Consider the following 25,044-nt stretch of genomic DNA (forward strand, 5'->3'; position numbering starts at 1 on the left):
CCTGCATTGCTTGAATCGCAAGCACTACCGCAGTCGGATCGGCACTGGGCTTCGCGGCTTACGCCGCTCCCACAGGTTGTTCGGCGGTGCTATCGGTAACGCCTCTTGCCGAGCATGGCTCGGCACTACAGAAACGCAGAAGGCGCGGATTGCTCCGCGCCTTCTGCGTTACATCACACAAACCTGCGCTTAGAAGCGGGTCTTGAACTCCACACCCCACAGACGCGGCTCGTTGATGAAGCCGGTGAGGTTGTTGAAGTCGATGCCACCGGTGGCGCGGATCTGGTTGGTGATGTTGCGGCCGTACAGCGCCACGTCGTAGTCACCGTCGTTCCACTGGTAACCCACGCGCAGGCCGCCTTCCAGCAGCGACTTGCCGGTGAATTCCTTGGACTCGTACAGGAAGAAGTTCACTTCGCTGCGGTATGCCCAGTCGGTGAACACATACAGCTGCGTACCATCGGCCAGCGGCAGCGACCAGCGTGCGGTCATGTTGTGGGTCCACTCCGGTGCCTGCGGCAGCGAGTTGCCGTTGATCAGCACCTTGCCGTTGACGACCGGATTGGTCACGGTGCAGGAGAAGCACGGCGCCACGCTCAGATCGGAATCCTTGATCTCGGTGTGGTTGTAGCCGCTGCCCAGGGTGACCAGCAGGTTGTCGGTCAGGTAGGCCTGCAGATCCAGTTCAAAGCCCTGGCCTACGCTCTTGTCGGCATTGAGCAGGATGTTCGCATTGCCGCCGGCGCCGCCCACGGCGGTCAGCTGCTGGTCCTTGACCCGGTAGTGGTAGACGCTGGCGTTCAAACGCGCACGGTTGTCCCAGAAGTCGGCCTTCACACCAGCCTCGAAGGACAGCACGGTTTCCGGATCGGCGACGGTCTTGTTGTTGAAGGCACCCGCCGACTGGATCGAGCTGCCGCGGAAGCCGGTGGCAACGCGGCCGTAGACATTGACGGTGTCATTGACGGCGTAAGTGGCCGAGAAGTCCCAGTTGAACTTCTTGTCCTTGGTCGAGGCCGACAGGTAGGGATCGACCGCATCGCCGGCAGCGAACGCCGCCTGCTGCGCGGCGAGCAGACCGGCGAGATCGCACTTGGCCGACAGCACGCACGGCGAGAAGCCGGTGTTCCAGTAATCCTTGACCTTCAGGTCCTTCTTGTCGACGGTGTAACGCACGCCGGCGCGCAGTTCCAGCTTGTCGGTCGCCTGGAAGTTCAGGCCGCCGAACACCGCCCAGGCATCATTGGTCTGGTTGATGCGCTGGAAGCCGTCCTGCTTGCTGCCGTTGGTGCTGTCGTAGCTGACGCTGTCGACGTCGTAGTCTTCCTTGAAATAGAACACGCCGGCCTGCCAGTTCAGCGGGCCTTCGTTCTGCGATTCAAGACGCAGCTCCTGGGTCCACTGCGAGTGGCTGGGGATGCCATCGGCGGTTTCCGAGGCGAACGGTACGTCAGCGGTGAAGTACGGGCCGGAGGTGCCGTCGATGTCGCCGACGCTGAAGGTATCGACGGTCTCGTAACCGGTGATCGAGGACAGCTTGTAGTTGCCCAGGTCCCAGCTCAGGCGCGCATTGGCACCGCTGCTGTCGAGCTCGGAGTGGTTCAGGCCGTCGATCGAGACCTTGTTCTCGTCGAAGCCGGGCACGAAGTCGTTGCTGCCCTTCTTGAAGATGTTGCCGCGGAACAGGCGCGCGGTACCGTTGAGGTGACGCTTGTGCGCGCCCAACAGTGCTTCGAAATTGTCGCCTTCGTACAGGAACTGCGCGCGCACGGCCGATTCGTCATAGCCTTCCAGGCCGTCGTTCGGGCCGGTGCCGGTGTTCTTCACCCAGTCGTCGCGGCGCTGATACAGGGCCGACACACGTGCCGACCAGCGCGCGCTCAGTGCGCCACCGACGGCAGCTTCCACGTTCCACAGGTTGTCGCTGCCGTAGCCGACCTTGCCATAGCCTTCGAACTCCTGCGACGGGCGCACCGAGTCGAACTTGACCACACCGGCCGGGGTGTTGCGGCCGAACAGCGAACCCTGCGGGCCGCGCAGCACTTCCACCTGTTCCACGTCGAAGATCGGGAAGCCCTTGAGGATCGGGTTTTCCTGCACGATGTCGTCATACACCAGCGAGACCGGCTGCGAGGTATTCAGACGGAAGTCGGTGTTGCCGTAGCCGCGGATATAGAAGCGCGGGAAGGCGCGGCCGAACGAGGATTCGATGTTCAGGCTGGGCACGCGGCCGGACAGGTAACGCACGTCGGTACCACCGGAGGCCAGCGCGTCGAGCTTCTCGCCGCTGACGGTGCTGATCGACACCGGCACGTCCTGGATGTTCTCCACCTTGCGTGCAGCAGTGACCTTCACCGCATCCAGCGTGGCGGCCTCCTTCTGCGCCGGGGTCGCATCCTGCGCGGCAGCGGTGAGTGGCAGTACGGCGAGAACGGCGACAAACAGCGGATGCGCTGCCGGCAGGCGGCGGCGGACGGTACGGGTCGGGGACATGGCGGAGGTGGGCCTGTTGAGGAGGAATGGGGAACTGCGCCTAGCATTTAATTGTTGCAGTACAGCATTCGTATCGCAATCGTTCAGGTATTCAGCGGCATGACGCCTGTCAGGGGTATGCAGCCCTTCCGCCGCATAGACTGGGGGCTTACTTCCCGCCCAGGCAACTTGTCATGACCCAGTGGTATTTCCATATTCCCGGCCAGGCCGACCGCGTCGGCCCGATGGACGACGAGGCTGCACGCCGCTTTGCCCAGGGCAACCGGCAGGCACTGGCCTGGTGCCAGGGCATGCAGGGCTGGCAGGCGGTGACCGAAATCGCCAGCTTCGGCGGCCAGGCCGGCCCGCCCCCGCCGCCAATGGGCGGCAACCGCAACCAGGCTGACGATATCGACTTCCGCATCATCGGGCATGAGATGCAGTTCGTGGAAATCGAACTGGACCCGGGCGAAAGCGCGATTGCCGAGGCCGGCGCGTTGATGTTCAAGGATTCAACGGTACAGATGGACACCGTGTTCGGTGACGGCCGCCACGAAGGCCAGGGCGGCGGCTTCATGGACAAGCTGATGTCCGCCGGCAAGCGCGTGATCACCGGTGAGAGCCTGTTCGCCACCGTGTTCACCCACACCGGCAACGGCAAGGCCAAGGTCGCCTTCGCCGCGCCCTATCCCGGCACGGTGATCCCGATGAAGCTGGACCAGCACGGCGGCAAGCTGATCTGCCAGAAAGACAGCTTCCTGGCCGGCGCACGTGGCGTGCAGGTCGGCGTGCATTTCCAGCGCAAGGTGATGACCGGCCTGTTTGGTGGCGAAGGTTTCATCATGCAGAAGCTTGAAGGCGACGGCTGGGTGTTCGTGCACGCCGGCGGCTGCGTGGTGGAACGCGAGCTGGCCGCAGGCGAGCGCATCGATGTGGATACCGGCTGCGTGGTCGCATACCACGCCGGCGTGGACATGGACGTGCGCCGCGTGGCCGGCCTGAAGAGCATGTTCTTCGGCGGCGAAGGCGTGTTCCTGGCGACCCTGACCGGCCCCGGCAAGGTCTGGCTGCAATCGCTGCCGTTCTCGCGCCTGGCAGGCCGTATGTTTGCCGCCGCACCGCAGGGCGGTGGGCAAAGCCGCGGCGAGGGCTCGGTGCTGGGTGGGCTGGGTCGGTTGCTGGATGGGGATAACAAGTTCTGATTGCTGACAGGAGAAAAGCCCTGCGTAAACGTGGGCTTTGGCTCCTTAGCTCGTCATTCCCGCGCAGGCGGGAATCGCTCCTGCCCTTGCTTTTGCTCTAGCGGCGACCTCAAAAGCAGGGGCGATCCCCGCCTACGCGGGGATGACGGTTTCAAACAGCATCGGCACTGCCCCAGAGCGATCCCCGCCTACGCGGGGATGGCGATCTCTTTTCCTCAGCGCACTGAACCCAAATCGCAGCCCTACCTAAACGACTTCGCCTGCTGCCACGTGCCCTCCCGACGCAAAGCGCTATGCTGGCGCCCTTTCCGATACCCCCTGTTCATCATGCGCAACGCCCGACTGCTGCTGTCCCTCTCCTTGTTTGGCCTGCTGGCAGCCTGTGGCGGCGAGAACACCAAGCCCACTCCGCCGGCAGCGGTGCAGCCGACCACGCCGGTGAGGCCGGTCAAGATCGGCGTGGCACTGGGCGGCGGCGCGGCCAAGGGTTTTGCCCATATCGGCGTGATCAAGATGTTGGAAGCCAATGGCTTCGAGCCGGTGGTGGTGTCCGGCACCAGCGCCGGCAGCGTGGTCGGTGCCCTGTATGCCAGCGGCATGAACGCCTTCCAGATGCAGCAGAAGGCGGTCGCACTGGATGAAGCCAGCATCCGCGATATCCGCCTGTTCTCCGGTGGCTTGGTGCAAGGCCAGAAGCTGCAGGACTACGTCAACGCGCAGGTCGGCAACAAGCGCGCCGAGCAGCTGAAGAAGCCATTCGCCGCGGTCGCCACACAGCTGGAAACCGGTGAGCGCGCGGTATTCGTGCGCGGCAATGTCGGCCAGGCGGTGCGGGCTTCCAGCTCCATCCCCGGTGTGTTCGAGCCGGTCATCATCGGCGGCAAGAGCTATGTCGACGGCGGCGTGGTCAGCCCGGTGCCGGTGGATGCGGCCAAGCAGCTGGGGGCCGAATTCGTGATCGCAGTGGATATCTCCAGCCGCGCCACCGGCCAGCGCCCGACCGGCCTGCTCGGTGCAGTGGGCCAGTCGATCACCATCATGGGCCAGCGCCTGGGTGAGCAGGAACTGGCACGCGCCGACGTGGTGATCCGCCCGGCGGTGCTGGACATCGGCGCAGCCGATTTCGAGCAGCGTGGCCGCGCCATCCTCGAAGGCGAGAAGGCGGCGATGGCGGCGATGCCGCAGATCCGCGCTGGTATTGCCCGCCTGCAGCAGGCGCGTGTCGCCACCGCGCGCAATGCCGACGCACGTGCCGCTGCCGTACAGGCCGAAGCACACCAGCGTTGTCAGGACAGCCGCAGCCGCATCGAGAAGCTGCGTGGCATCGAGAAGAACTGCAGCGCGCCGGCGCGTTGAGGATCAACAGCAGGGCAGCAGAGGCTTTTGTGGGAGCGGCGTCAGCCGCGAAGCTGATAGATCTTCAGATCAAGAGCTCAACAGCAAAAGCGCCCTCACCCCAACCCCTCTCCCGTACACGGGAGAGGGGCTTCAAGCCGCCGCGCCGGCGCTTCTTTACCGCCCCAGCTGCGACAGCGGCAGGGCGCGGAACTCCTTGACCGTGCGCAGCACGAAGCTGGAATTGACGTCGGCCACGCCGGCTGCGTTGAGCAGCTTGTCCAGCAGGAATGCCGAGAAGTGGTCCAGGTCGCGTACGTAGACCTGCAGCAGATAGTCCATGTCGCCAGTCAGCGCATGGCAGGCCACCACTTCATCCCAGAGCTGCACCGCCTGCACGAAATGATCGATCGCCGCCTGGCCGTGCTTGGACAACTGCACGCGCACGAAGGCCTGCAGGCCCAGCCCGATCGCACGTGGCTCCAGGCGCGCGCCATAACCGGCGATCACGCCTTCCGCTTCCAGCCGCTGCACCCGCCGCAAGCAGGCCGACGGCGACAGATTCACCCGCGCCGCGAGTTCGGCATTAGTGGCGCGGCCATGCTGCTGGATTTCGACCAGAAGCCGCAGATCCGTGCGATCAAGATTCACCGACGCCATCTTTGTTGCTCCGCACCATTGAATGGACGCAATAATATTGCGTCATAACCCGCTGACAGCGCAATTACGCACACCTGTTGCGCGGCAGGCTTCCTACCATGCGGTTATCTATTCCCTTCAGGAGCTGCCGCCATGGAAGCCAACCCACGCCGCGTCGAACACCAGCAGACCGACAAGGGTTACGTGCCGGTCTATACCACCGCCGTGGTGGAGCAGCCCTGGGACGGCTACAGCGCCGACGACCATGCCACCTGGAGCACCTTGTACCAGCGCCAGCGCGAGCTGCTGGTCGGCCGTGCCTGCCAGGAGTTCCTCGATGCCCAGGACGAAATGGGCATGAGCGAGCACATGATTCCGCGCTTCGACCAGCTCAATGAAGTGCTGGGCGCGGCCACCGGCTGGACCCTGGTCGGCGTGGAAGGCCTGCTGCCCGAGCTCGATTTCTTCGATCACCTGGCCAACCGCCGCTTCCCGGTGACCTGGTGGATCCGCCGCCCGGACCAGATCGACTACATCGCCGAACCGGACCTGTTCCATGACCTGTTCGGCCATGTGCCGCTGCTGATGAACCCGGTGTTCGCCGACTACATGGCCGCCTACGGCCGTGGTGGCGTCAAAGCCCATGCGATCGGCCCGGACGCGCTGCAGAACCTGACCCGCCTGTACTGGTACACGGTGGAGTTCGGCCTGATCAACACCGCCGAGGGCCTGCGCATCTACGGCGCCGGCATCGTCTCCTCCAAGGGCGAGTCGCTGTACTCGCTGGAGTCAGCCGCGCCGAACCGGATTGGCTTTGATCTGGAGCGGATCATGCGTACCCGCTACCGCATCGACACTTTCCAGAAGAGCTATTTCGTCATCGATGGCTTCGAGCAGCTGATGGCCGCCACCGAACCGGACTTCACCCCGATCTACGCACGCCTGGCCGATGCCGAGCATCTGCCGGCAGGTGATGTGCAGGAAGGTGACACGGTGTTCCAGCGCGGCAGCGGTGAAGGCTGGGCTGACGGCGGCGACGTCTGAGCCAGCTCACATCGCTGCAATGGAAGAAGCCGCCCAAGGGCGGCTTCTTCGTCTGCGTCCCACCTAGCCCGGGCAAGCGAAGCGCACCCGGGGCCACCAACTCCCGCAACTCACTGCGCCGCCTTGGCCACCCGCCGACCGCCGTACTTGCGGTCCAGGTAAACACCAACCAATACCGCCACCAGCAACGGTGCCGCCCACGGGAACAGCTCGATCAGCAGCGCCGGCACCGTGGTGTGCGCATGCAACCACAGCCATACCGGCCGCATGCCGATGCCGAGGAACGCCACATGGGTAGCGATGCCTGCACCCAGGATCGACTGGTAATGCTGGCGGAACGCCCAGTCCGGACGCGACGGGCCACGGCGGGCGAACTTCAGCATGCGCCAGCCCACCCACAGCCCAATCGACGAGAAACCAAGGAACAAGGGCTGGCGATGCTGGATGCCGGTGCCCACGACCACCAAGGCCAGGATCACCATCGGCCACAGCGCCAGATGCCAGCCCGGCCGTGACACCAGCTTCTTCCAGTCGCGCTTGTCGGTGACCGCACGCCAGGCCAGCCACGTCGCATTGCCAGTGATCGCCATCAGATAGGCCAGGAACAGAGCCGACAACGGCTGCTGGCGGAAGAAGGCGAACTGGACGGTGATCGGCAGCGCGGTAACCACGATCACCGCCATCGCCAGCAGATACACCTTGCCCAGCAAGCGATGCCGCGGCGAGCCTTTCTTCATGAACGCCGCCGACCAGAAGCCGACCAGGGCGACCACGCCAGCCAGCACATGCAGCGCGACGATCAGGGAATATCCGGGCATGACAGCGATCTCTTCAGTGGTGGCCGGCGAATGCGATGGCCTGTGCACAGCGTGCGTTTTCGGGCGTACGCACGGCAGTCGCGGCAGTCATTGATCGACCCTGCCGGAAGTCACTTTCTGCTCTGCTCCCCTTGCCGCTGAGGCCTGCGCCCACCAGCATGTGTGCATGGAAATCACTCCCCGTTCGCGCTGGCACAGACTGCTGCACCCCCTCAACCTCGCCGGCCTGCTGACCTGGCTGGCGGTAGCGGCCACCCTGCCCTATGGCTCCGCCGAGCAGATGGCCCTGCGTTGGGGCAGTGCCCTGCTGTTCCTGATCGCGTTTCTGTTTGCCGCCAGCTACGAGCGCCCCTCGCCACAACGCAGTGTGGCGCTGCTGATCGAAGCTCTAGCCGCACTGGCGGTGATCCGCCTGGCCGCCAGCAGCGGCGTGGCGCCCGCCCTGCTGGTGATGCTGGCCGCGCAGGTGGCGATGAGTTGGCCATTGCGTATCACCCTGGTGCTCATGCTGCTGGTCAACCTTGGCATGTACCTGGTCCTGCGTGGCAGCCACAGCCATCCTGCCGCAGTGGTGCTGATCTTTGCCGGCTTCCAGGCCTTCGCCATGCTCACCACACATTACGCGCGCAGCGCCGAGCAGGCCCGCGACCGGCTGGCACAGGTCAACGCCGACCTGCTGGCCACCCGCGCCCTGCTCGCTGAAAGATCCCGTGACATGGAGCGGCTGCGGCTGTCGCGTGAGCTGCATGATGTCGCCGGGCACAAGCTCACGGCGCTGCGCCTGCACCTGCGCGCGCTTGCCGGCCGCACGGATGCAGCGCCCGAGTTGGCCCTGTGCGAACAGCTGTCCGCCGAGCTGCTGGGCGACATCCGCGCCGTGGTGCATTGCCTGCGCGACAGCGGCCAGCTCGACATGGACACCGCCCTGCACGCCCTGGCCGCACCCCTGCCACGCCCGCGCCTGCTGCTGCAGCTGGACGAAGACGTGCAGCTCAGCGACACCACCAAGGCCGAAACCATTCTGCGCTGCGTGCAGGAGGCGCTGACCAACAGCGCTCGCCACAGCGATGCAAAGGTGCTGCAGGTGTCCCTGCGGCACCGCGACGGGCAACTGCTGTTGGCGATGGAAGATGACGGCCAGCTGCGCGGCGAACCACGCGCCGGCAATGGGCTCACCGGCATGCGCGAGCGCGTGGACGAACAAGGTGGCAACTTCCAATTGCAACGCTCCGCTTCCGGTGCCCTGCAGATTCGTGTGGAATTGCCGGCATGAATGATTCCCCCCGCATTGCCCTGGTCGACGACCAAGCCCTGATCCGCGCCGGCCTGCGCGCCCTGCTGCAGCAGCTCGGCATCACCATCGTGTTCGAGGCCGACAGTGGCGACGCCCTGCTCGAACAACTGCCGCAGCAGCCGGTGCAGTTGATCCTGTCAGATATCCGCATGCCGGGCATGGACGGCATCCAGGCATTGAAGGCTCTGCGTGAGCGCGGCGATCAAACGCCGTGCGTGTTCCTGACCACCTTCGACGAGAGCGACCTGCTGCTGCGTGCCACCGAAGCCGGTGCGCAGGGTTTCCTGCTGAAGGATGCAGCGCCGGAAGACCTGCATGACGCCATCGGCCGCGCCATCGCCGGGCAGACCTTGTTGCAGCCGGTGAGCACCGATGCGGTGCGGCAGCGCTATCGCTACCACGCCGATGACGCGCCGAAGGAGTTGTTCAGCCAGAAGGAAGTCGCGGTACTACGGCTGATGGCCGGCGGCTACAGCAACCGCGAGATCGCCGGCAGCCTGTTCCTGGCCGAAGGCACGGTGAAGAACTACGTGTCGACCATCCTCGACAAGCTCGACACCCGCGACCGCACCCGCGCGGTGTTGAAAGCCATCACCCTGCGGGTGATCTAGCACTCTGCATGTGCGCGACCTGTGGTGCCGAGCCATGCTCGGCAGGGGCATCACCCGCAATCCATCAGCGCTTGTGGGAGCGACGGCAGCCGCGAAGCCCATGAATCATCAGATTGCGAACATATCGGTAATTGCAGCATTGCCGGCTTCGCCGCATAAGCCGCTCCTACAGCTGGGTTACCGGTAACGCCTCTGCCGAGCATGGCTCGGCACTACAGCGCGGCTGCGCTACGCACCTCGACCGTCACGTGCACGATCTCTTCGTGGATCGCCAAGGCGCGATGGAATACCTCCGGCGACACCACGGACTCGGTCACTACTTCCATCGCACAGGCATAACGGCCACGGCCGACCTGCCAGACATGCAGGTCACTGATGTGGGCAGGCAACTCTCCCTGCTCGACCGCCTCGCGGATCTCGGCCACCACCGGTGCGTCCATTTCCGCATCCAGCAGCACGCCGCCGGTCTGCTTGATCAAACCCCAGGCCCAGACCGACACCAGTATCGCGCCGACGATGCCCATCAGCGGGTCCAGCCATGAGGCGCCGAAATACAGGCCGCCAAGCAGGGCGATGATCGCCAGCACCGAAGTCGCCGCATCCGCCAGCACATGCAGGTAGGCCGAGCGCTGGTTCAGATCGTGGTGGTGATGGTGGTGGTCATGCCCATGATCGTGACCATGATGATGTTGATCGCGCAACCACCACGCACACAGCAGGTTCACCGCCAATCCAACCACCGCAATTGCAATCGCCTGCTGGTAATGAATCGTGCTGGGTTTGAACACCCGCAGGATGGATTCGAAAGCCATGATCGCCGCCACACCCAGCAACAGGATCGCGCTGGTGTAGCCAGCTAATATCTCGATCTTCCAGGTGCCGAAGGCAAAGCGCGGGTCATCCCGGTAGCGCCGTGCGCAGGCATAGGCAAACGCCGCCAGGCCAAGCGCCAAGGCGTGCGAGCTCATATGCCAGCCATCGGCCAGCACCGCCATCGAGTTGAACCACCAGCCACCGGCGATCTCCACCACCATCATCACGATGGTCAGCACCATGGCGCGGCGGGTGTTCTTCTCCGCCATCGGATTGCCCTCGCTGAAGGCGTGGCTGTGCCGGCGGGATTGGGCGAGTGCGGCGAGTTGCATGGAAGCTCTACGGGGCGGGAAGTCGGCGTGATCATATACCCCCATGGGGTATATGATGCCAGCCATGGCTCATATCCAACGTGACAAGAAGAAACTGCTGACCCGGGTGCGGCGCATCGCCGGCCAGGTGGCGGCGCTGGAACAGGCATTGCTGAGCGGTGATGACTGCGACGCCGTACTGGTGCAGATCGCCGCCGCCAAAGGCGCCATGCACGGGCTGATGCTGGAGGTAATGGCCGGTCATCTGAGTGACCATGTCGTCGCCGAAACGGACCCAACCAAGCGCGCTGCCGAGGCCGAGCTGCTGCTGGAACTGCTCAAACGCCATGCGCGCTGAGCCGGGCTACGGCGCGTTTGTTATCCGGCCACGGCTCTCTTGTGGGAGCGGCGTAAGCCGCGAAGCAAGCATCGCCGGGGCCACTGGTGCTTGTGCAATCTGGTGATGTGCGTGCTTCGCGGCTCACGCCGCTCCCACAAAGAGCGAGCCTGGGCACAGGCGCCGACAGGGTCCCCGCCCTGAATACCCGGGCCAGAGCGCGGTTTGCCGCAGCATGTAAAATGACCAATTTTTAGTCAGGACCATGGCGAAAGCATCCGAACGGGCGCCCGTTCTGGGCCCGGCGTTCATTCGCCTGCTGGCCCGCTTCAATGACGAGGGAGCATCCCCTGCGGCGCCTGCGGTGCCGGAGCGGCTGGCGCAGTGGTTCGACTGGAACCGTGCCATCACCCTTTCCAAGGCGCTGGACAACCCGCCGCCAGAGCCCGAAGCAGGTGCGGACTACGAAGCGGCGCAGGATGCTGAATACGCCACAGCGCGAACCAGGCTGGTGGAGGCCATCCAGGCCGAGATCGACCTGAGCCCGCCACGCAACCCGCCGCCGGCCGATGCCGAGTTGCCACCCGGCTTCGCCCCCTACCGCAAGCATTACCTGAACCAGCAACGCGCCATGCAGACCGCCAGCGGTCGCCTGCGTGGTCGCCTGCGTGACATGCTGGCGCGGCAATCGCCGGCCAAGGCGCGTCTGGCCGAAGTCGACGCGGTGATGGAAGCCACCCTCAGCCCGCGCGAACACAGCCTGCTTTCGCATGTGCCGGTGCTGCTCGGCCTGCACTACCAACGGCTGCTCGCTGCAGCCGCGCACGACCCAGCCGATGCCGCCGCATCGGATGCCACCGCGGCACCCACTGGCCCCTGGCTGGTCACGTTCCGGCAAGACCTGCGCATCGCGCTGCTGGCCGAACTGGATGTCCGTTTCCACCCCATCGATGGCCTGCTCGCAGCGCTACGCACCCGGTAATCCGTACCTCATGTCCAGAAACCTCGTTGCAGTCGTTGTCTTCCTCGTTGGCCTGCTGGCCGTGTGCTGGATCGGCGTCGGCTATGCCGGCACCCATCCGCTGGCCGCAGTGGTCGCGGCGATCATCGCTGCCTGCTATCTGGCCGGCGCGGTTGAACTGTTCAGCTACCGCCAGGCCACCAGCACCCTGCAGCAGGCCTTGCCGGTCATCGGCGAAGCGGCAGACAACCTCGACGACTGGCTCAGCCGCCTGCAGCCGGGCCTGCGTGGTCCGGTGCGGCTGCGCGTACAGGGCGAGCGCGTCGGCCTGCCCGCACCTGCGCTGACCCCGTATCTGGTCGGCCTGCTGGTGCTGCTGGGCATGCTCGGCACCCTGCTCGGCATGATGGCCACCCTGCGCGGCACCGGTCTGGCGCTGGAAAGCGCTACCGATCTGGATGCAATCCGCAGTTCGCTGGCCGCGCCGGTCAAGGGCTTGGGTTTCGCCTTCGGCACCTCGATCGCCGGTGTTGCCAGCTCGGCCGCACTCGGTCTGCTGTCGGCGCTGTTGCGTCGTGAGCGCGCGCAGGCCGTGCAGGAACTGGATGCCGGCATCGCCAGCCAGCTGCGCGTGCATTCGCAGAGCTTCCAGCGCGGCGAGACCTTCCGCCTGCTGCAGGAACAGAACGCGTTGATGCCGACCCTGGTCGAGCGCCTGCAAGCGATGATGGGCAGCCTTGAGCAGCAGCACCAGGCCAACAACGAACGCCTGCAGGCCAGCCAGCAGGAATTCCACCAGCGCACCGAAGCGGCCTATACGCAGCTGGCAGCATCGCTACAGCAATCGATGCAGGCCGGCATTACCCAGCAGGCCAATGCAGTGGGCGCCGCGCTGCAACCGGTTGTCGATGCCACCATGGCCGGGCTCGCCGATAAATCCAATGCCCTGCACGCCAGCATCGACAGCGCCGTGCACAAACAGCTCGACGGCATCAACGCCGCCGTACAGAGTGCGGCAGCAACCGCTGGCAGCAGCTGGAGCAATGCACTGGACGCGCAGCAGCGCAGCAACAGCGCGCTCAACGAACAGCTGCAGCAGGCGCTTGCACAGTTCAGCAACACCTTCGAGCAGCGCTCCAACAGCCTGATCGATGGCGTCGCCGCGCGCATGGAAGACAACGTCGGCCGTACTGCGGATGCCTGGCGTGATGCGCTGGCAAAACAGCATGATGCACATCACGAACTTGCACAGCGCAATGAGCAGGCCTTGCTGAGTGCATCGTCCGCATTCGAGCAACACGCACAGTCGCTGCTGTCAGCGCTGCAGCAATCGCACGAACAACTGCAGAACGCTTTCGCCGAACGTGACGAACAACGTCTGGGTCAGTGGTCGCAGGCACTCACGGCGATGGTTGGCACGCTGGACAGCAGCTGGCAGCGCAATGGCGAAGCCGTGGCGCAGCGCCAGCAGCAGATCTGCGACAGCCTGGCGCAGACCACGCAGGCCATGAGCGAGCAGCAGCAGGCGCAGGCCCGCGACACCATCGCCGAGATCTCGCGTCTGGTGCAGAGCGCGTCGGAAGCACCGCGCGCCGCCGCCGAAGTGGTGGCCGAGCTGCGCCAGAAGCTGTCCGACAGCATGGTCCGCGACACCGCCATGCTGGAAGAACGCAGCCATCTGCTGTCGACGCTGGAGACCCTGCTCGGCGCGGTGACCCACGCATCGACCGAGCAGCGCAGCGCAGTCGACGCACTGGTCAGCACCTCGGCCGATCTGCTTGAACGCGTCGGCAGCCGCTTCAGCACCCAGCTTGAAAGCGAGACCAGCAAGCTCGACCACGCCGCCGCCAACGTCACTGCCAGCGCGGTGGAGATAGCCAGCCTGGGCGATGCCTTCGGCAGCGCCGTGCAGCTGTTCGGCCAATCCACCGCGGCCTTGAATGAGCGCCTGCAACTGATCGAAAGCGCGCTGGACAAGTCATTGACCCGCAGCGACGAGCAGCTGGCCTACTACGCCGCGCAGGCGCGCGAAGTGGTGGACCTGAGCATGCTCTCGCAGAAGCAGATCATCAGCGAACTGCAGCAGCTGGCCGAAGCCCGCGACAACGCCGGAGCCTGAGCGCGATGAGCGACGAAATCGAGTTCGACGCCGAATCCAGCGCCACCACCTGGGCCGCATTCGGCGACCTGATGTCAGTGCTGCTCGGCGCCTTCGTGCTGATCCTGGCCAGCGTGATCGGCATCCAGCTGCTGTTGCATAACCGCCTGGATGAGGAGGTCAAGCAGCGCCAGGAACAGACCGCCAAGCTGAAGACCTTGGAACAGGCTTTGGCTGCACCGCTGGCGGCTGGCCGCGTCACTGTGATCAATGGCCGCATCGGCATCAGTGGCAGCGTGTTGTTCGCGCTCAACTCCGACCAGCTGCAACCGGAAGGGCGCGAGCTGCTGCAGAGTATCGCCGCGCCGTTGCGCGACTATCTGGGCGCACGCGAGGAGATCCTGATGGTCAGCGGCTTCACCGACAACCAGCCCGTGCGTGTGGTCCATGGCCGCTTCGCCGACAACCTGGAGCTGTCCGCCGCGCGCGCGCTCACCGTCACCCGCACCCTGATCGCCGACGGTGTTCCTTCGCAGTCGGTATTTGCCGCTGCATTCGGCGCCGAGCAGCCAGTCAGCAGCAACGATGACGAAGCTGGCCGCGCGAAAAACCGCCGCGTCGAGATCGCGCCGATTCCGCGTCCCAAGCAGGACGGCAAGTCCGATGCCGCCCAGTGATGCCCGCTGATTCGGCAGCACTGGCACAGCTGCAGGCATGGCGCGAGAGCGGAGCCGATCGTTTCGATCCGCCGCGTTTCGCGCTGATCGCGGCGCTGGCGCAGCGCGCACAACGCTATGCGGGCAGCGTGCGGGAGCAGTTGGATGCACGCCTGTCGCAGCTGACCGACGCGTATGCGCAGCTGGTTGCCGTTGAAGTCGCGGAGCCGCCAGCACAGACCGGAACCGAAAGTCCTCTGCAGTTGCTGCTGCAGCAGCTGGAGGCAGATCCGCTGCAATACCAGTTGCCGCTAAGCACCTCCAACGCGGCAGCCGGCGACAGCGACACTGGCGATAGCACCGAAGCTAGCTTGATGCCAGCACTGGATGAGTTCCAGCAGCTGTGGAGCCGCATCCGCATCGACAGTCTGCTGCGCCAGTGTCTGGATTCGTTGCCAGCAGATGCCGGTCCGCTGAACTCCAGTGTGCTCACCTATCGTGCGATGGCGCTGATGCAGGAGCTGTCACCAGAGTATCTGCAGCACTTCATCGCCTACGTGGATGTGCTGACGTGGATGGAGCAACTTGGCGCCAGCAGTCCGCAAAGCAACACTGGCCGCGCTGCAAGCACCCGCAAGCCAGCGCGTACGGGCGCAGGCAAACGCAAGAAAGCTTAGCGCTCCACCGCACACCGTTCATGCCAGCGGCAGCTGAAGACTGAACACCGTGCCCTGTGCAGTGGATACCACCTGCACCTGCCCGCCATGCGCCTGGGCGATGGCACGGGTGATCGCCAGACCCAAGCCTGCGCCCTCACCATGGCCACGCCCGCGCGAACGATCTGCGCGGTAGAAGCGGTCGAACAGTCGCGGCAACACATCGGCAGGAATCGGCGCACCGGGATTGCTGACCTCGATGCTGCAGCGCCCATCGCTGCTGCGGATGCGGATCTGCACCGCGCCGCCCGGCGGGCAATGCTGGATGGCATTGGAAAGCAGGTTGGCGACGGCACGATGGATCATCAAACGATTGCCCTGCAGATCGGCATCGCCGTCGCGCTGCAGCTGCACTTGTTTGTCTTCGGCCAGCAGGCCATAGAACTCCAGCAACGCATCCACCAGACTGCCCAGCGCTACGCGCTCGCGGGTTGGCAAGGCGTCCACCGTTTCGGCCTGGGCCAGATACAGCATGTCCGCAACGATGCGCGACAGCCGCTGCATCTCCTCGGCGCAGGAGCCCAAGGCATCGCGATAGGCCGCATTGTCACGCGGCTGTGCCAACACCACGTGCACCTGGGTGAGCAGGTTGGTGATCGGCGTGCGCAACTCATGGCTGAGGTCGGCGGAGAACTCGGACAGGCGCACGAAATCGTTCTGCAGCCGCGCCAGCATGCTGTTCAAGGTCTGCGCGAGGTGATCGAGCTCGGCCGGCGCCGCGCCCACTGACAGACGTCGGTCCAGGTGCTCGGTGGTGATCTGCTTGGCTTCATCGGCAAGGCTCTGCAGCGGCCGCAACGTGCGCCGCACCACATAGCCACCGAGCAGGCTGCTGGCCAGCGCCGCCAGCACGATGCAGGCCGCAAGCAGCTGATGGAAGCCACGCAGGAACGGCGCGTGGCGCGCACCGTCAATCGCCAGCAACAAGGTCAACGGACGGCCCTGCTGCTGTACTTGACGCAAATGCAGGACGACGAAGCGATTGCCATCAGGCAGGCGCCACAGTTGCTGTCGCAGCTGTGCCGTCGGCGGGTGCTGCTGCGCATAGGACAGCAACGTTGGTGGCGCGGTGGAGAACAGCGCACTGCCATCGGCGTCACCGATCCAGAAGGCGATGTCCGGATGATGACCCAGCGCTTCGCCCAGCCGCTGGCCGAGTTCCGGCGGCGCAACGGTGGCCGCCATATCGCTGATCAATGCCGCCTTGTTCTCCAGCTCGGCGCGGTCCAGCGCATTGAAGTTGTGCCGCACCGCCTGGTCGATGGCGATGCCGAGCACCGCCATCACCAGCACGCTGATCGTGGCCAGCAGCGCAGTCAGCTGCCAGACGGTGGAACGCCGCCGGGTCACGCATCATCACCGGCGGTTGGGGCTTCCAATACATAGCCCATGCCGCGCACGGTGACGATGAGCTTGTCGGCGAAATCATCGTCGATCTTGGCCCGCAGCCGACGTACCGCGACATCGATGACATTGGTGTCGCTGTCGAAGTTCATGTCCCACACCTGCGATGCGATCAGCGAACGCGGCAGCACTTCACCACGGCGCCGCGCCAGCAGTTCCAGCAAGGCGTATTCCTTCTGGCTGAGTTGGATGCGGCGCTCGCCGCGCTGCACGCGGCGGCGCAGGGTATCCACCACCAGATCGGCGATGACGATGCGCTCTGCCTGCGGCTGAACCTGGCCGCGTCGCAGCAAGGTGCGTACACGCGCCAGCAGTTCGACGAAGGCGAAGGGCTTGACCAGATAGTCGTCCGCCCCCAGCTCCAGGCCCTGTACGCGGTCAGGAATGCTGCTGCGCGCGGTCAGGAACAGCACCGGCAGCGGATTGCCGGCATCACGCAGCCGTGCCAGTACATTCCAACCGTCCATACCTGGCAACATCACGTCCAGGATCAGCAGTTGGTAGTCACCGCTGCTGGCCAGGTGCAGCCCGTCCACGCCGTCGGCGACCAGATCCACCACATAGCCGGCCTCTTCGAGCCCCTGGCGCAGATAGCTGCCGGTCTTGGGTTCGTCTTCGACGATCAACAACTTCATTGCGGGTCCTCGAAGCAGCGATGGCTCAAGCGGTGGGGTCAAGCGTACCCAGTACGGCGACACATGCCAGCACCAGCAGCGCCAGCAATGCTTCCAACGCAAGGCTGCGACGCAGCGCGCGCAATGGATGCGCTGCTCTGGTCTGCAAGGCCGCAGCCAGGGCTGGCACGAGTCGCCAGCGGTGCAAGGCTGCCAACAGCAACATGCCAGCCACCAGCAGCAGCTTGAACGACAGCAAACGCCCATGGGTGGTGCCGGTCAGACTGGCGATGCTACCGCCCAGGTCGATGTAGCTGATGCTGCCGGTAATGGTCAGCAGCGCGACGATGACCGTACCAGGCAGCGCGAAGCCGCGCAGGCCGGCCAACAGCGCCGCTGCGCGTTCACCTTGTGGCTGTTGCTGGCTTCGCCATAGCAGGCCCAACAAGGCCACGATGGCGCCCAACCACGCACCGGCAGCAAGCAGGTGGATGATGCCTGCCGCCAGCCGCGACCAGCCCTGCAGGTACTCGCCGGCAGCGGCATGGCCATTCCACGCAAGACTGGCCAGCGCGATGGCGGCCAGTGCTGCCTGTGGCAGCAGCCGGCGCGGGTGCTGCCGCCGTGGCAGCAACAGGAGCAGCAGCAAGGCCAGCACCGCGCCGCGCACCAGGGCGGCGCGACCAGCAGTGGTGGCACCGATGAACCAGGCCAGATCATCTACACCCAGTGCATCCGGCGCGATGTCCAGCAAGGTGGAGACACGCAAAGTTGCATCCAACAGCGCCATCGCCAATCCAACGATCGCCAACAGCACGCCCCAACTACGCCAGCCCAGTAGCGGTGCCAGTCGCTGACTACGCGCGAACAGCGGCACGCCGAACAGCAGCATCAGGTCCGCATACAACAGGAAACGCAGCGCGTAGACAAAGGGCTCCGACATCATCCGGCCTGCTTACTTGACGCTGAAATCGATCTTGCCACTCATCGGGTGGCTGTCCGATCCCACCGTACGCCACTGCAGGCGATAGTTGCCCGGCACCAGCGGTGCATTGGGCACGGTGCGCAGGGTGCGGCCATCGGCAAGTAGCTGCGCAGGCGCCACTGCCACCTTCATCCACAAGCGGCCATGACCCATGAACAACTCGGCGCGCGATCCGCGTGCCAGCAAGCCTTCGCTGAAGGTGACATCGATCTGGGTTGGCGCGGCAACCGCAGCGTTGGCAGCAGGGCTGGAGCTGAGCACACGCGGATGCGCCATTGCCGTGGCCGACATGAAGACGCCAGCCAGCAGCGCAGCGGCAGCGGAAAGAGAAAAGCGACGAAGTAGTGACATGACCGGCACCTGCAGGAGAGGTGCTCAGGCTAGGCGCGGGGAGCTGTCAGCGGCCTGACCTGGAGATTACGAAACTGTCAGGAACCGCTGTTGGCAGGCATCGGGCTACATCGACGGCGAGCAGACGGGTTGTTTGTGGGAGCGGCGTAAGCCGCGAAGCAGATACATCACCAGGTGACACTGCTGCTCACGACTTCAACACTGTCAGCTTCGCGGCTTACGCCGCTCCCACAAACAGAGACTGCCCCTGTGAGAGTCGAGAAGCTGGTGCATCACCAGCTTCCCGGCCCGGGTACCGCAGCACCGCTTGAGCAAATGGAAACCCGACTCTGACCCCGGTTTTTGCTTACCGCAGCGCTGCGGTATCCACCAGCACCAGCTCGGAGTCTTCCAGCGCGGTGATGCGGATGCTGGTCTCGCCGGTGATGGCAGCGCCATCGCGGGCCTCCAGCACCACGCCGCTGACATCGACCTTGCCGGTGTTCGGCACCAGATAGCCGTAGCGGTTGCTGTCGGTGAAGTGGTACTCGGTGCTCTCGCCGGCCTTCAACGTAGCGCCCAGTACGCGGGCGTTGGCGCGGATCGGCAATGCATCGTCGTCACCTTCCATGCCACTGGCCAGGGTGATGAAGCGGCCCGAACGCTCGCCCTTGGGGAAGGGCTTGCTGCCCCAGGACGGCTTGCCACCGCGCTGGTCCGGGAAGATCCAGATCTGGAAGATCTTGGTAACGCCTGCCTCCAGGTTGTATTCGGCGTGGCGGATGCCGGTACCGGCACTCATCACCTGCACATCGCCAGCTTCGGTACGGCCCTGGTTGCCTTGATCGTCCTTGTGGCTGATGGCGCCTTCGCGCACATAGGTGATGATTTCCATCTCGGCATGCGGGTGCGGCGGGAAGCCGGTGCCGGGCTGGATGGTGTCGTCATTCCAGACCCGCATCGCGCCCCAGTTCATGCGCTTGCTGTCCTGGTACTCGGCAAACGAAAAGTGGTGCTTGGCATCGAGCCAGCCGTGATTGGCTCCACCAAGGCTGGCAAATGGGCGACGTTCAATCATGGCGTTCTCCTGAAAGCGGTGGGGTTTCGATGGAGGAAAGTCTAGGCCTGCACCTCGATGCCGAGAATAGAAAGTATGGAAATGCATTCTTTCCATTTATGACATTATCGCCCCACCCTGCCCTGCGAGCCGCCGCCATGAACCGCCTGCCTGACCTGGAAGCCTGGGCCATCTTCGCCAAGGTTGCCGAAGCCGGCTCCTTCGCCCGCGCCGCCGAAGAGCTGCAGCTGTCGCAGGCCACCGTCTCCAAGGCCATCACCCGGCTGGAGACGCGCATCGGCACCAGCCTGTTCCATCGCACCTCGCGGCGCATGTCACTGACTGCAGCCGGTGAAGCCGCGCTGGAGCGGGCGGCACGCATCCTTGACGAGGGCGAGGCAGTGGAAGCCGAAGTAGCCGATCGTTCGGCCGCGCTGCGTGGCCTGATCCGGCTGGCGGCACCGATGTCGTTTGGTGTATCGCGGCTGGCACCGTTGCTGCCAGCGTTCATGCAAGCCCATCCCGATGTGGAACTGGATATCCAGCTCAGCGACCAGATGGTGGACCTGGTGGCCGAGCGCTTCGACATGGCGCTGCGCATCTCCACGCTTGCCGACTCCAGCCTGCGCGCACGTCAGCTATGCCAGGTACGCATCCTACTGGTTGGATCTCCGGCGTATTTCGAAGCACATGGTCGCCCCACGCATCCGCGTGATCTGGTCCAGCACCGTGGCTTCCAATACAGCTATACCCGCAGCGGCAACACCTGGCGCTTCCGTCACCCGCGCCATGGCGAGTTTGCGCAGACCGTGCCGCGTCAGCTGCAGGCCAACAATGCCGAGATATTCGATGCCGCCCTGCAGGCTGGGCTGGGCTTGGCCCTGCAGCCCGAGTTCCTGGTCTGGGAGCAACTGCGCGATGGCCGCCTGCAGACCGCCATGGACGACTGGAAGGTGGAGCCACTGGCATTGAGCATCATCACCCCGCCCGGCCTGCATCGGCCGGCACGGGTACAGGCGCTGATCGATTACCTGGCACAACGCCTGGAACGCGAACCGTGGGCGGCGCCTGGGCAAGCCAGCTGATGAAGCCAGAGGTCAAGCCGGTCTCCATCGACCGGCTCGCTGGCAATCAGAAGCGGACTTCCGCACCCAGGGTGAGGGTGTCGGCACCATTCACTTCGTACTCTTCGTCGTTGTAGTTGTAGTCCACCGAGTACAGGTAGCCGGTGCACATCAGCTGCAGGTTGAAGTGGCGGCTGACGTCCAGGCCAACGCCCACCCCTGCATAGAGGCCGTCGGTGCTGACCTCGCCCCAGTAATCATCCGACTTCGCGCGCCAGTAGCCAGCGCGCACGGTGCCGAACCAGGCACTGTTCCTGCCGAAGCTGAAACGCGCGTTCGCGCCGATATTGGTGAACCTGACCTCAGGCACCAGAAAGTCTTTCTCGCGCGTTTCCCGCAGCTTGCCTGCGCCAAGCTCGATACCCACCTGGGCAAAATCTTCGATCTGCCAGCGATAGCCTGCGCTGGCGGAAACTGCACGCTGATCAGCATCCTCATAGACCCAGCCAGCACCACCCTGTACGCCGACGAAGAAGCCCTGTTGCGGCTGCTCGTTCCTGGACTGTGTGCTACCCCACTGCGGCGCGGGAGCCGCTGCGGGTGCCGCTACTTGTGTCGGTGCGACGGGCGAATCGGAAGCCACCTGCGGCGCGGCCACGCCGGCCACTGGAGGCTGCGCTGGCGTTGCAGCGGCGGGTGCGGTCTGCTGGGCGCGGTAAGCGGCCCAACCCTTGGAAATGGACTGCGCATCGGCGGCGCCGGCAGTCAGCAGCAACAACGGAACGAGTGCGGCAATGCAGGTCTTCTTCATCTGATTCCATCCTGGATGATGCGTATTCCATTCTTCCTGAGCCGAACCGCCACGCCCGCAGGACGCACGTCGCCCGCGTCTGCTTGCGCAGAACCGGCGTTTGTCTGGATCGGAAGCCCCTAGGGACGGCACATTGGGGGCGGCCCTGAGCCGTGTCAAGCCAGCCCGACAGCGGCATCTTTGGCCTGCGCGCAGGTGCCGATAAAACAGCGGTATGGAAACGATGTCGCAGCCGATCACTGCGGCGCAGGGCCATGGATCGCCTGCGAGCCGCGCAATCAGTGCATCGCTGGGCCAACAACCGCCCTCCGCTAAACTCAGCTCAAAATACCGCTCACCCCAAGGCGTTGCCGTCCTGCCGACGCGGTTCTGCACTCAACTGACCGATAGCAATCACTCCCAAGCCCCCTGGCAGCACAAACAGACCAACAACGGGAATCCTTCCATGATTCGATCACTGATCCTCATCACGGCATTGCTCGCCTGCGCATGCGCCCGGCAACCGGCACCCGTGGCCGACGTTGCTGCAGTCTTGCCGGATGATGCGTTGGCCGATGAAGTTCCCAACGATCAGGGGCAACCCTTTATCACGGAAGTCATGGCAGCACTGGAACACGCCGACCGCGTCGTACTGGTTGAACACTCTTTTGAAACCGACTTCCCAACAACACCCGGCCCGAATGATCCACCCAGTCGAGAGCGAAGCTACAAGCGTGTTGAGCTTTCCGAAGCGCAGGTCTCTGGATTGCGGAATCGGCTGGCAGCGATGTCACCCCATGTTGCATCGTATGTGTCGGCGTGCGCCTACATCCCTCACCACCGCCTGGAATTTTTCCGCGGGAAAAAGCGGATTCAACGCATGGAGATCTGTTTGACCTGCGGTCAACTTGAGTGGGATGGCGTACACACTACGGAACCAGGTGGTTTTTACCGCACGTTCTCTGACTTCCTCAAGGAGACCGGTTTCGAACCGGATCGCAATTGGGAGTTATTGGCCCGACAGCCAGAATGAGCACGCAGTCGACTCAGCGCGTGTGGTTCGTCGAGGTTGGATACGCCAGCATCACCACCAGATCGTCCTCGCCGGTCTGTTGCAGGGCATGGCTGCTGCCGCTGCGGGTGAGCAGAGCGTGGCCGGGGCCGACGTCGTATTGCTTGCCGTCCAGCACGTACAGCCCGCGACCGCTGACGATGTAGTAGATCTCGTCCTTGTGCTGCGGGTGCAGGCCGATGCCGGCACCCTTGTGCAGGACACGCTTGCGCATGACGAAGGGCAGATCGCTTACGGCGGCGAAGAACGAGTAAGCGGTGGTTGGACCGGCACCGCCGTGCGGACCAGGTTGCTGGCGGCCGATGTCCTGTTCGCGAACGACCTGTGAACCGTGGGTATTGCCTGCCTCCTGCTTTGGCGTTGCAACAACAGGTGCGGCAGCGCTTGGCGTGGAAGCCACCACGCCCTGCCCCGCAGTGATCGCACCACAGTCGATATCGCGCTTGAGCGTGGGCTTCAGTTGCGGCGCGATGTCCACCCAGCCGCGCATCACCAGGCAGGCCACCGCGGTCGCGCCGGCTGCGCTGAAGTGGGTGCCATCGGCTTTGTTCTGCTCGGGCACGAACATGAAATAGGGCTTGGCGCCCTGCTCGCCAAGCGCGCGTATCCACGCCATCGAACTGGCATTGAGATCGATCAGCTGCACGTTCTGTTCGGCGGCGACATGCTTCATCGCCTGCGTATAGCGGCCATGCGTATCCAGCAGCGCGCCGAAGTCGTAGAGCAGACGCGCGACGGGGGTGATCAGGATTGGCGTCGCGCCTTTTGCACGTGCAGCGGCGATATAACGCGAGAGGAACCGTTGATAGTCACTGTCTGGATCGGTGTAGCGCGTGGCGTCTTCCAACTTGGCATCGTTGTGACCGAACTGGATCAGCAATACGTCGCCGGGTTGCAGCTCTTTCTCGATAGCATCCAGCCGCCCTTCGTTGATGAAGCTGCGGGTGCTGCGACCGCCGACGGCGTGGTTGCGCACCTGCCATTGGCTGTCGTCGAGCCAGGTCTGCAGCACCTGACCCCAACCGGCTTGTGGTGCGCGTTCCGGGCCATAGCTGGCGGCGGTGGAGTCTGCGGCTATGAAGACGCGGTGGGTGGGTTCGTTGGCTTGGGTACTGGTTGAAAAGGCGCTGAGGAGGATGAGGATAGAAGCTGAGGTCTTCATTCGTTGCTATGCGCCTTGAAGCCTCTCTCCCCTTGCGGGAGAGGGGTTGGGGAGAGGGGGCGATCGGAGATCGCTGGCTTGATAAGTTCCAGTACCAAGAAGCATGCGTGCGATGCACGCCTCCCCTCTTCCGCCCTTCGGGCAACTTCTCCCGAAAGGGGAGAAGGGCTGGAATCCTGCTGCACGGAGTGCCCGTAGGCATACGCGCGTATGTCGACAAACAACAAAAGCGCCCGCAGGCGCCCTTGTCTGCCCGCAAGGGCGCTTCTGCAAGCGTGGGCTTACTTGCCCAGCACGCTCTTCACGTAGGCGACGATGTTGTCGTCCTGCGCGTTGTCGAAGAACGCCTTCTGGAAGCGCTCGCCACCGACGGCCTGCTTGACCAGTTCCTGGTCGATGGACTTCAGACCTTCGACGAAGTCCTTGGAGGCGCCCTGCTTCACCTGCGCCAGGATGCCAGCATTGGCCATCTGCGATTCCTTGCGCTCAGCCGGGTAACCCTGGCCGCGTTCGCCGGCGAATGCCTTCTCGAAGATGTAACGGATGTTGATTTCCGCGCCCCAGCCGAAGCCCTTGGCGAACGGCAGTGCCAGCGCGTTGCCGCTGTTGACCTGGGCAAACAGGAAGGCATCGGTCGGTTCGATGCAGTAGCCGCAGAACACGCCCGGCCAAGCATTGAGCGACATCATCGCGCCCTGCCCGGTGCCGCAGCCGGCGACCACAAAATCCACGGCCTTGGCGTTGAGCAGCAGCGCGGCGCAGATGCCGAGGTGGATGTAGGTCAGGCGGTGATCGTTGTCACCGTCCATGCCAACGTTGAACACGTCGTGGCCCTGTGCGGCGGCGACGGTGTTGAGCTGTTCCAGCACCACCGGATTCTTGGCGGCCTGGCTGAACTCCTGCATCAATGCGATTTTCATTGCGTGACTCTCGATTAGGGGGAAACGTTGTTGTTGATGGTGTGGAAGCAAGTGCAGAAGCAGGAGCTCCCCTCATCCGCCCCTTCGGGGCACCTTCTCCCGCAAGCGGGAGAAGGGAAATCTGTGCTGCTAGCGTCTGCTGCTTGGCTGGCGCCGCTCGCTATTGCTACGGTCGTTGCCATCGCTGTAGCCGTTGTTGTCTTTAGCTTTAGCTCAGCCTCTAGCTCTGCCTTTCGCTCTGCCTCTAGCTTCTGCTTCTGCTTCTGCTTCTGCTTCTGCTTCTGCTTCTGCTTCTGCTTTGGCTTTGGCTTTGGCTTTGGCTTCTGCTTTGGCTTTGGC

Annotated in this window: 24 protein-coding genes; 12 read left to right on the forward strand and 12 right to left on the reverse strand. The window is 64.3% G+C overall.

The window, feature by feature from the left end; genetic code table 11:
* Positions 1-189: 189 nt before the first annotated feature.
* Positions 190-2,493, reverse strand: coding sequence for a TonB-dependent receptor (locus ACVOLL_RS18890; protein ID WP_481514295.1), 2,304 nt, complete (start codon positions 2,491-2,493; stop codon positions 190-192).
* 173 nt (positions 2,494-2,666) lie between these two features.
* On the opposite strand from ACVOLL_RS18890, the gene ACVOLL_RS18895 reads away from it, so the two are divergent.
* Together ACVOLL_RS18895 and ACVOLL_RS18900 are read left to right on the forward strand one after the other, a co-directional pair.
* Entirely contained in the window at positions 2,667-3,674 is a 1,008-nt protein-coding gene (locus ACVOLL_RS18895; RefSeq protein ID WP_481514296.1) for a TIGR00266 family protein, read from the forward strand.
* Between the two features lie 327 nt (positions 3,675-4,001).
* Positions 4,002-5,030: a patatin-like phospholipase family protein gene (locus tag ACVOLL_RS18900; RefSeq protein WP_481514297.1), complete on the forward strand. Its 1,029-nt coding sequence runs from the start codon at positions 4,002-4,004 to the stop codon at positions 5,028-5,030.
* A gap of 156 nt (positions 5,031-5,186) precedes the next feature.
* Here ACVOLL_RS18900 and ACVOLL_RS18905 read toward each other — a convergent pair whose 3' ends face one another.
* Positions 5,187-5,669, reverse strand: a complete 483-nt coding sequence (locus tag ACVOLL_RS18905) for an Lrp/AsnC family transcriptional regulator (protein WP_312371839.1) — start codon at positions 5,667-5,669, stop codon at positions 5,187-5,189.
* Between the two features lie 132 nt (positions 5,670-5,801).
* Between ACVOLL_RS18905 and phhA the strand changes: the two genes are divergently transcribed.
* Complete coding sequence (phhA, locus tag ACVOLL_RS18910; protein WP_481514298.1) at positions 5,802-6,692, forward strand: phenylalanine 4-monooxygenase; 891 nt, start codon at positions 5,802-5,804, stop codon at positions 6,690-6,692.
* 110 nt (positions 6,693-6,802) lie between these two features.
* Here phhA and ACVOLL_RS18915 read toward each other — a convergent pair whose 3' ends face one another.
* Positions 6,803-7,510 (reverse strand): DUF2306 domain-containing protein, encoded by a 708-nt coding sequence (locus tag ACVOLL_RS18915; protein ID WP_481514299.1) that lies wholly within the window; start codon positions 7,508-7,510, stop codon positions 6,803-6,805.
* Positions 7,511-7,676: 166 nt separating this feature from the next.
* Between ACVOLL_RS18915 and ACVOLL_RS18920 the strand changes: the two genes are divergently transcribed.
* Complete coding sequence (locus ACVOLL_RS18920; protein ID WP_481514300.1) at positions 7,677-8,783, forward strand: sensor histidine kinase; 1,107 nt, start codon at positions 7,677-7,679, stop codon at positions 8,781-8,783.
* A complete protein-coding gene (locus ACVOLL_RS18925) occupies positions 8,780-9,415 on the forward strand; it encodes a response regulator transcription factor (RefSeq protein ID WP_481514301.1) in 636 nt (211 codons plus the stop codon). The genes ACVOLL_RS18920 and ACVOLL_RS18925 overlap by 4 nt, the downstream gene beginning before the upstream one ends.
* Positions 9,416-9,627: 212 nt before the next feature.
* Here the strand turns inward: ACVOLL_RS18925 and dmeF are convergent, their stop codons facing one another.
* Positions 9,628-10,560 carry a CDF family Co(II)/Ni(II) efflux transporter DmeF gene (dmeF, locus tag ACVOLL_RS18930; protein ID WP_481514302.1) on the reverse strand — a complete coding sequence of 311 codons (933 nt, stop codon included), beginning with the start codon at positions 10,558-10,560 and terminating at the stop codon, positions 9,628-9,630.
* 64 nt (positions 10,561-10,624) lie between these two features.
* Here dmeF and ACVOLL_RS18935 point away from each other — a divergent pair, with 64 nt between their 5' ends.
* The 5 genes from ACVOLL_RS18935 (at position 10,625) to ACVOLL_RS18955 (ending at position 15,268) form a co-directional block, all read left to right on the forward strand.
* Positions 10,625-10,897 (forward strand): metal/formaldehyde-sensitive transcriptional repressor, encoded by a 273-nt coding sequence (locus tag ACVOLL_RS18935; protein ID WP_481514303.1) that lies wholly within the window; start codon positions 10,625-10,627, stop codon positions 10,895-10,897.
* A 244-nt stretch (positions 10,898-11,141) separates the two neighbouring features.
* Positions 11,142-11,858 (forward strand): DUF3348 domain-containing protein, encoded by a 717-nt coding sequence (locus tag ACVOLL_RS18940; RefSeq protein WP_481514304.1) that lies wholly within the window; start codon positions 11,142-11,144, stop codon positions 11,856-11,858.
* 10 nt (positions 11,859-11,868) lie between these two features.
* Positions 11,869-13,956: a DUF802 domain-containing protein gene (locus tag ACVOLL_RS18945; RefSeq protein WP_481514305.1), complete on the forward strand. Its 2,088-nt coding sequence runs from the start codon at positions 11,869-11,871 to the stop codon at positions 13,954-13,956.
* A gap of 5 nt (positions 13,957-13,961) precedes the next feature.
* On the forward strand, positions 13,962-14,612 hold the full coding sequence (locus tag ACVOLL_RS18950; protein WP_481514306.1) for an OmpA family protein: 651 nt from the start codon (positions 13,962-13,964) through the stop codon (positions 14,610-14,612).
* Positions 14,612-15,268, forward strand: coding sequence for a DUF2894 domain-containing protein (locus tag ACVOLL_RS18955; RefSeq protein WP_481514307.1), 657 nt, complete (start codon positions 14,612-14,614; stop codon positions 15,266-15,268). The genes ACVOLL_RS18950 and ACVOLL_RS18955 overlap by 1 nt, the downstream gene beginning before the upstream one ends.
* A gap of 18 nt (positions 15,269-15,286) precedes the next feature.
* Here the strand turns inward: ACVOLL_RS18955 and ACVOLL_RS18960 are convergent, their stop codons facing one another.
* The 5 genes from ACVOLL_RS18960 to ACVOLL_RS18980 form a co-directional block, all read right to left on the reverse strand.
* Positions 15,287-16,657 carry a heavy metal sensor histidine kinase gene (locus ACVOLL_RS18960; RefSeq protein ID WP_481514308.1) on the reverse strand — a complete coding sequence of 457 codons (1,371 nt, stop codon included), beginning with the start codon at positions 16,655-16,657 and terminating at the stop codon, positions 15,287-15,289.
* Positions 16,654-17,346, reverse strand: coding sequence for a heavy metal response regulator transcription factor (locus ACVOLL_RS18965; RefSeq protein WP_481514309.1), 693 nt, complete (start codon positions 17,344-17,346; stop codon positions 16,654-16,656). Before ACVOLL_RS18965 ends, ACVOLL_RS18960 begins: the two co-directional genes overlap by 4 nt.
* 25 nt (positions 17,347-17,371) lie before the next feature.
* Entirely contained in the window at positions 17,372-18,268 is an 897-nt protein-coding gene (gene copD, locus ACVOLL_RS18970) for a copper homeostasis membrane protein CopD (RefSeq protein ID WP_481514310.1), read from the reverse strand.
* A 12-nt stretch (positions 18,269-18,280) separates the two neighbouring features.
* Positions 18,281-18,661, reverse strand: coding sequence for a copper homeostasis periplasmic binding protein CopC (gene copC, locus ACVOLL_RS18975; RefSeq protein WP_481514311.1), 381 nt, complete (start codon positions 18,659-18,661; stop codon positions 18,281-18,283).
* Positions 18,662-19,007: 346 nt separating this feature from the next.
* Complete coding sequence (locus ACVOLL_RS18980) at positions 19,008-19,718, reverse strand: pirin family protein (RefSeq protein WP_481514312.1); 711 nt, start codon at positions 19,716-19,718, stop codon at positions 19,008-19,010.
* A gap of 137 nt (positions 19,719-19,855) precedes the next feature.
* Between ACVOLL_RS18980 and ACVOLL_RS18985 the strand changes: the two genes are divergently transcribed.
* Complete coding sequence (locus tag ACVOLL_RS18985) at positions 19,856-20,782, forward strand: LysR family transcriptional regulator (RefSeq protein WP_481514313.1); 927 nt, start codon at positions 19,856-19,858, stop codon at positions 20,780-20,782.
* 46 nt (positions 20,783-20,828) lie between these two features.
* Here ACVOLL_RS18985 and ACVOLL_RS18990 read toward each other — a convergent pair whose 3' ends face one another.
* A complete protein-coding gene (locus tag ACVOLL_RS18990; RefSeq protein WP_481514314.1) occupies positions 20,829-21,572 on the reverse strand; it encodes an outer membrane beta-barrel protein in 744 nt (247 codons plus the stop codon).
* A gap of 223 nt (positions 21,573-21,795) precedes the next feature.
* Between ACVOLL_RS18990 and ACVOLL_RS18995 the strand changes: the two genes are divergently transcribed.
* Entirely contained in the window at positions 21,796-22,584 is a 789-nt protein-coding gene (locus ACVOLL_RS18995) for a hypothetical protein (RefSeq protein WP_481509261.1), read from the forward strand.
* 13 nt (positions 22,585-22,597) lie between these two features.
* Here ACVOLL_RS18995 and ACVOLL_RS19000 read toward each other — a convergent pair whose 3' ends face one another.
* Both ACVOLL_RS19000 and ACVOLL_RS19005 read right to left on the reverse strand, forming a co-directional pair.
* Positions 22,598-23,785: a GDSL-type esterase/lipase family protein gene (locus ACVOLL_RS19000; protein WP_481514315.1), complete on the reverse strand. Its 1,188-nt coding sequence runs from the start codon at positions 23,783-23,785 to the stop codon at positions 22,598-22,600.
* A 281-nt stretch (positions 23,786-24,066) separates the two neighbouring features.
* Entirely contained in the window at positions 24,067-24,705 is a 639-nt protein-coding gene (locus ACVOLL_RS19005) for an RpiB/LacA/LacB family sugar-phosphate isomerase (RefSeq protein WP_296250408.1), read from the reverse strand.
* Positions 24,706-25,044: the final 339 nt, after the last annotated feature.

The organism is Stenotrophomonas sp. STEN035 (assembly GCF_056759935.1).

Bases quoted from the DNA above. Each gene is read 5' to 3' on its own strand.
- ACVOLL_RS18890 (WP_481514295.1), bottom strand. From the start codon at position 2,493: ATGTCCCCGACCCGTACCGTCCGCCGCCGCCTGCCGGCAGCGCATCCG.
- ACVOLL_RS18895 (WP_481514296.1), top strand. From the start codon at position 2,667: ATGACCCAGTGGTATTTCCATATTCCCGGCCAGGCCGACCGCGTCGGC.
- ACVOLL_RS18900 (WP_481514297.1), top strand. From the start codon at position 4,002: ATGCGCAACGCCCGACTGCTGCTGTCCCTCTCCTTGTTTGGCCTGCTG.
- ACVOLL_RS18905 (WP_312371839.1), bottom strand. From the start codon at position 5,669: ATGGCGTCGGTGAATCTTGATCGCACGGATCTGCGGCTTCTGGTCGAA.
- phhA (WP_481514298.1), top strand. From the start codon at position 5,802: ATGGAAGCCAACCCACGCCGCGTCGAACACCAGCAGACCGACAAGGGT.
- ACVOLL_RS18915 (WP_481514299.1), bottom strand. From the start codon at position 7,510: ATGCCCGGATATTCCCTGATCGTCGCGCTGCATGTGCTGGCTGGCGTG.
- ACVOLL_RS18920 (WP_481514300.1), top strand. From the start codon at position 7,677: ATGGAAATCACTCCCCGTTCGCGCTGGCACAGACTGCTGCACCCCCTC.
- ACVOLL_RS18925 (WP_481514301.1), top strand. From the start codon at position 8,780: ATGAATGATTCCCCCCGCATTGCCCTGGTCGACGACCAAGCCCTGATC.
- dmeF (WP_481514302.1), bottom strand. From the start codon at position 10,560: ATGCAACTCGCCGCACTCGCCCAATCCCGCCGGCACAGCCACGCCTTC.
- ACVOLL_RS18935 (WP_481514303.1), top strand. From the start codon at position 10,625: ATGGCTCATATCCAACGTGACAAGAAGAAACTGCTGACCCGGGTGCGG.
- ACVOLL_RS18940 (WP_481514304.1), top strand. From the start codon at position 11,142: ATGGCGAAAGCATCCGAACGGGCGCCCGTTCTGGGCCCGGCGTTCATT.
- ACVOLL_RS18945 (WP_481514305.1), top strand. From the start codon at position 11,869: ATGTCCAGAAACCTCGTTGCAGTCGTTGTCTTCCTCGTTGGCCTGCTG.
- ACVOLL_RS18950 (WP_481514306.1), top strand. From the start codon at position 13,962: ATGAGCGACGAAATCGAGTTCGACGCCGAATCCAGCGCCACCACCTGG.
- ACVOLL_RS18955 (WP_481514307.1), top strand. From the start codon at position 14,612: ATGCCCGCTGATTCGGCAGCACTGGCACAGCTGCAGGCATGGCGCGAG.
- ACVOLL_RS18965 (WP_481514309.1), bottom strand. From the start codon at position 17,346: ATGAAGTTGTTGATCGTCGAAGACGAACCCAAGACCGGCAGCTATCTG.
- copD (WP_481514310.1), bottom strand. From the start codon at position 18,268: ATGTCGGAGCCCTTTGTCTACGCGCTGCGTTTCCTGTTGTATGCGGAC.
- copC (WP_481514311.1), bottom strand. From the start codon at position 18,661: ATGTCACTACTTCGTCGCTTTTCTCTTTCCGCTGCCGCTGCGCTGCTG.
- ACVOLL_RS18980 (WP_481514312.1), bottom strand. From the start codon at position 19,718: ATGATTGAACGTCGCCCATTTGCCAGCCTTGGTGGAGCCAATCACGGC.
- ACVOLL_RS18985 (WP_481514313.1), top strand. From the start codon at position 19,856: ATGAACCGCCTGCCTGACCTGGAAGCCTGGGCCATCTTCGCCAAGGTT.
- ACVOLL_RS18990 (WP_481514314.1), bottom strand. From the start codon at position 21,572: ATGAAGAAGACCTGCATTGCCGCACTCGTTCCGTTGTTGCTGCTGACT.
- ACVOLL_RS18995 (WP_481509261.1), top strand. From the start codon at position 21,796: ATGTCGCAGCCGATCACTGCGGCGCAGGGCCATGGATCGCCTGCGAGC.
- ACVOLL_RS19000 (WP_481514315.1), bottom strand. From the start codon at position 23,785: ATGAAGACCTCAGCTTCTATCCTCATCCTCCTCAGCGCCTTTTCAACC.
- ACVOLL_RS19005 (WP_296250408.1), bottom strand. From the start codon at position 24,705: ATGAAAATCGCATTGATGCAGGAGTTCAGCCAGGCCGCCAAGAATCCG.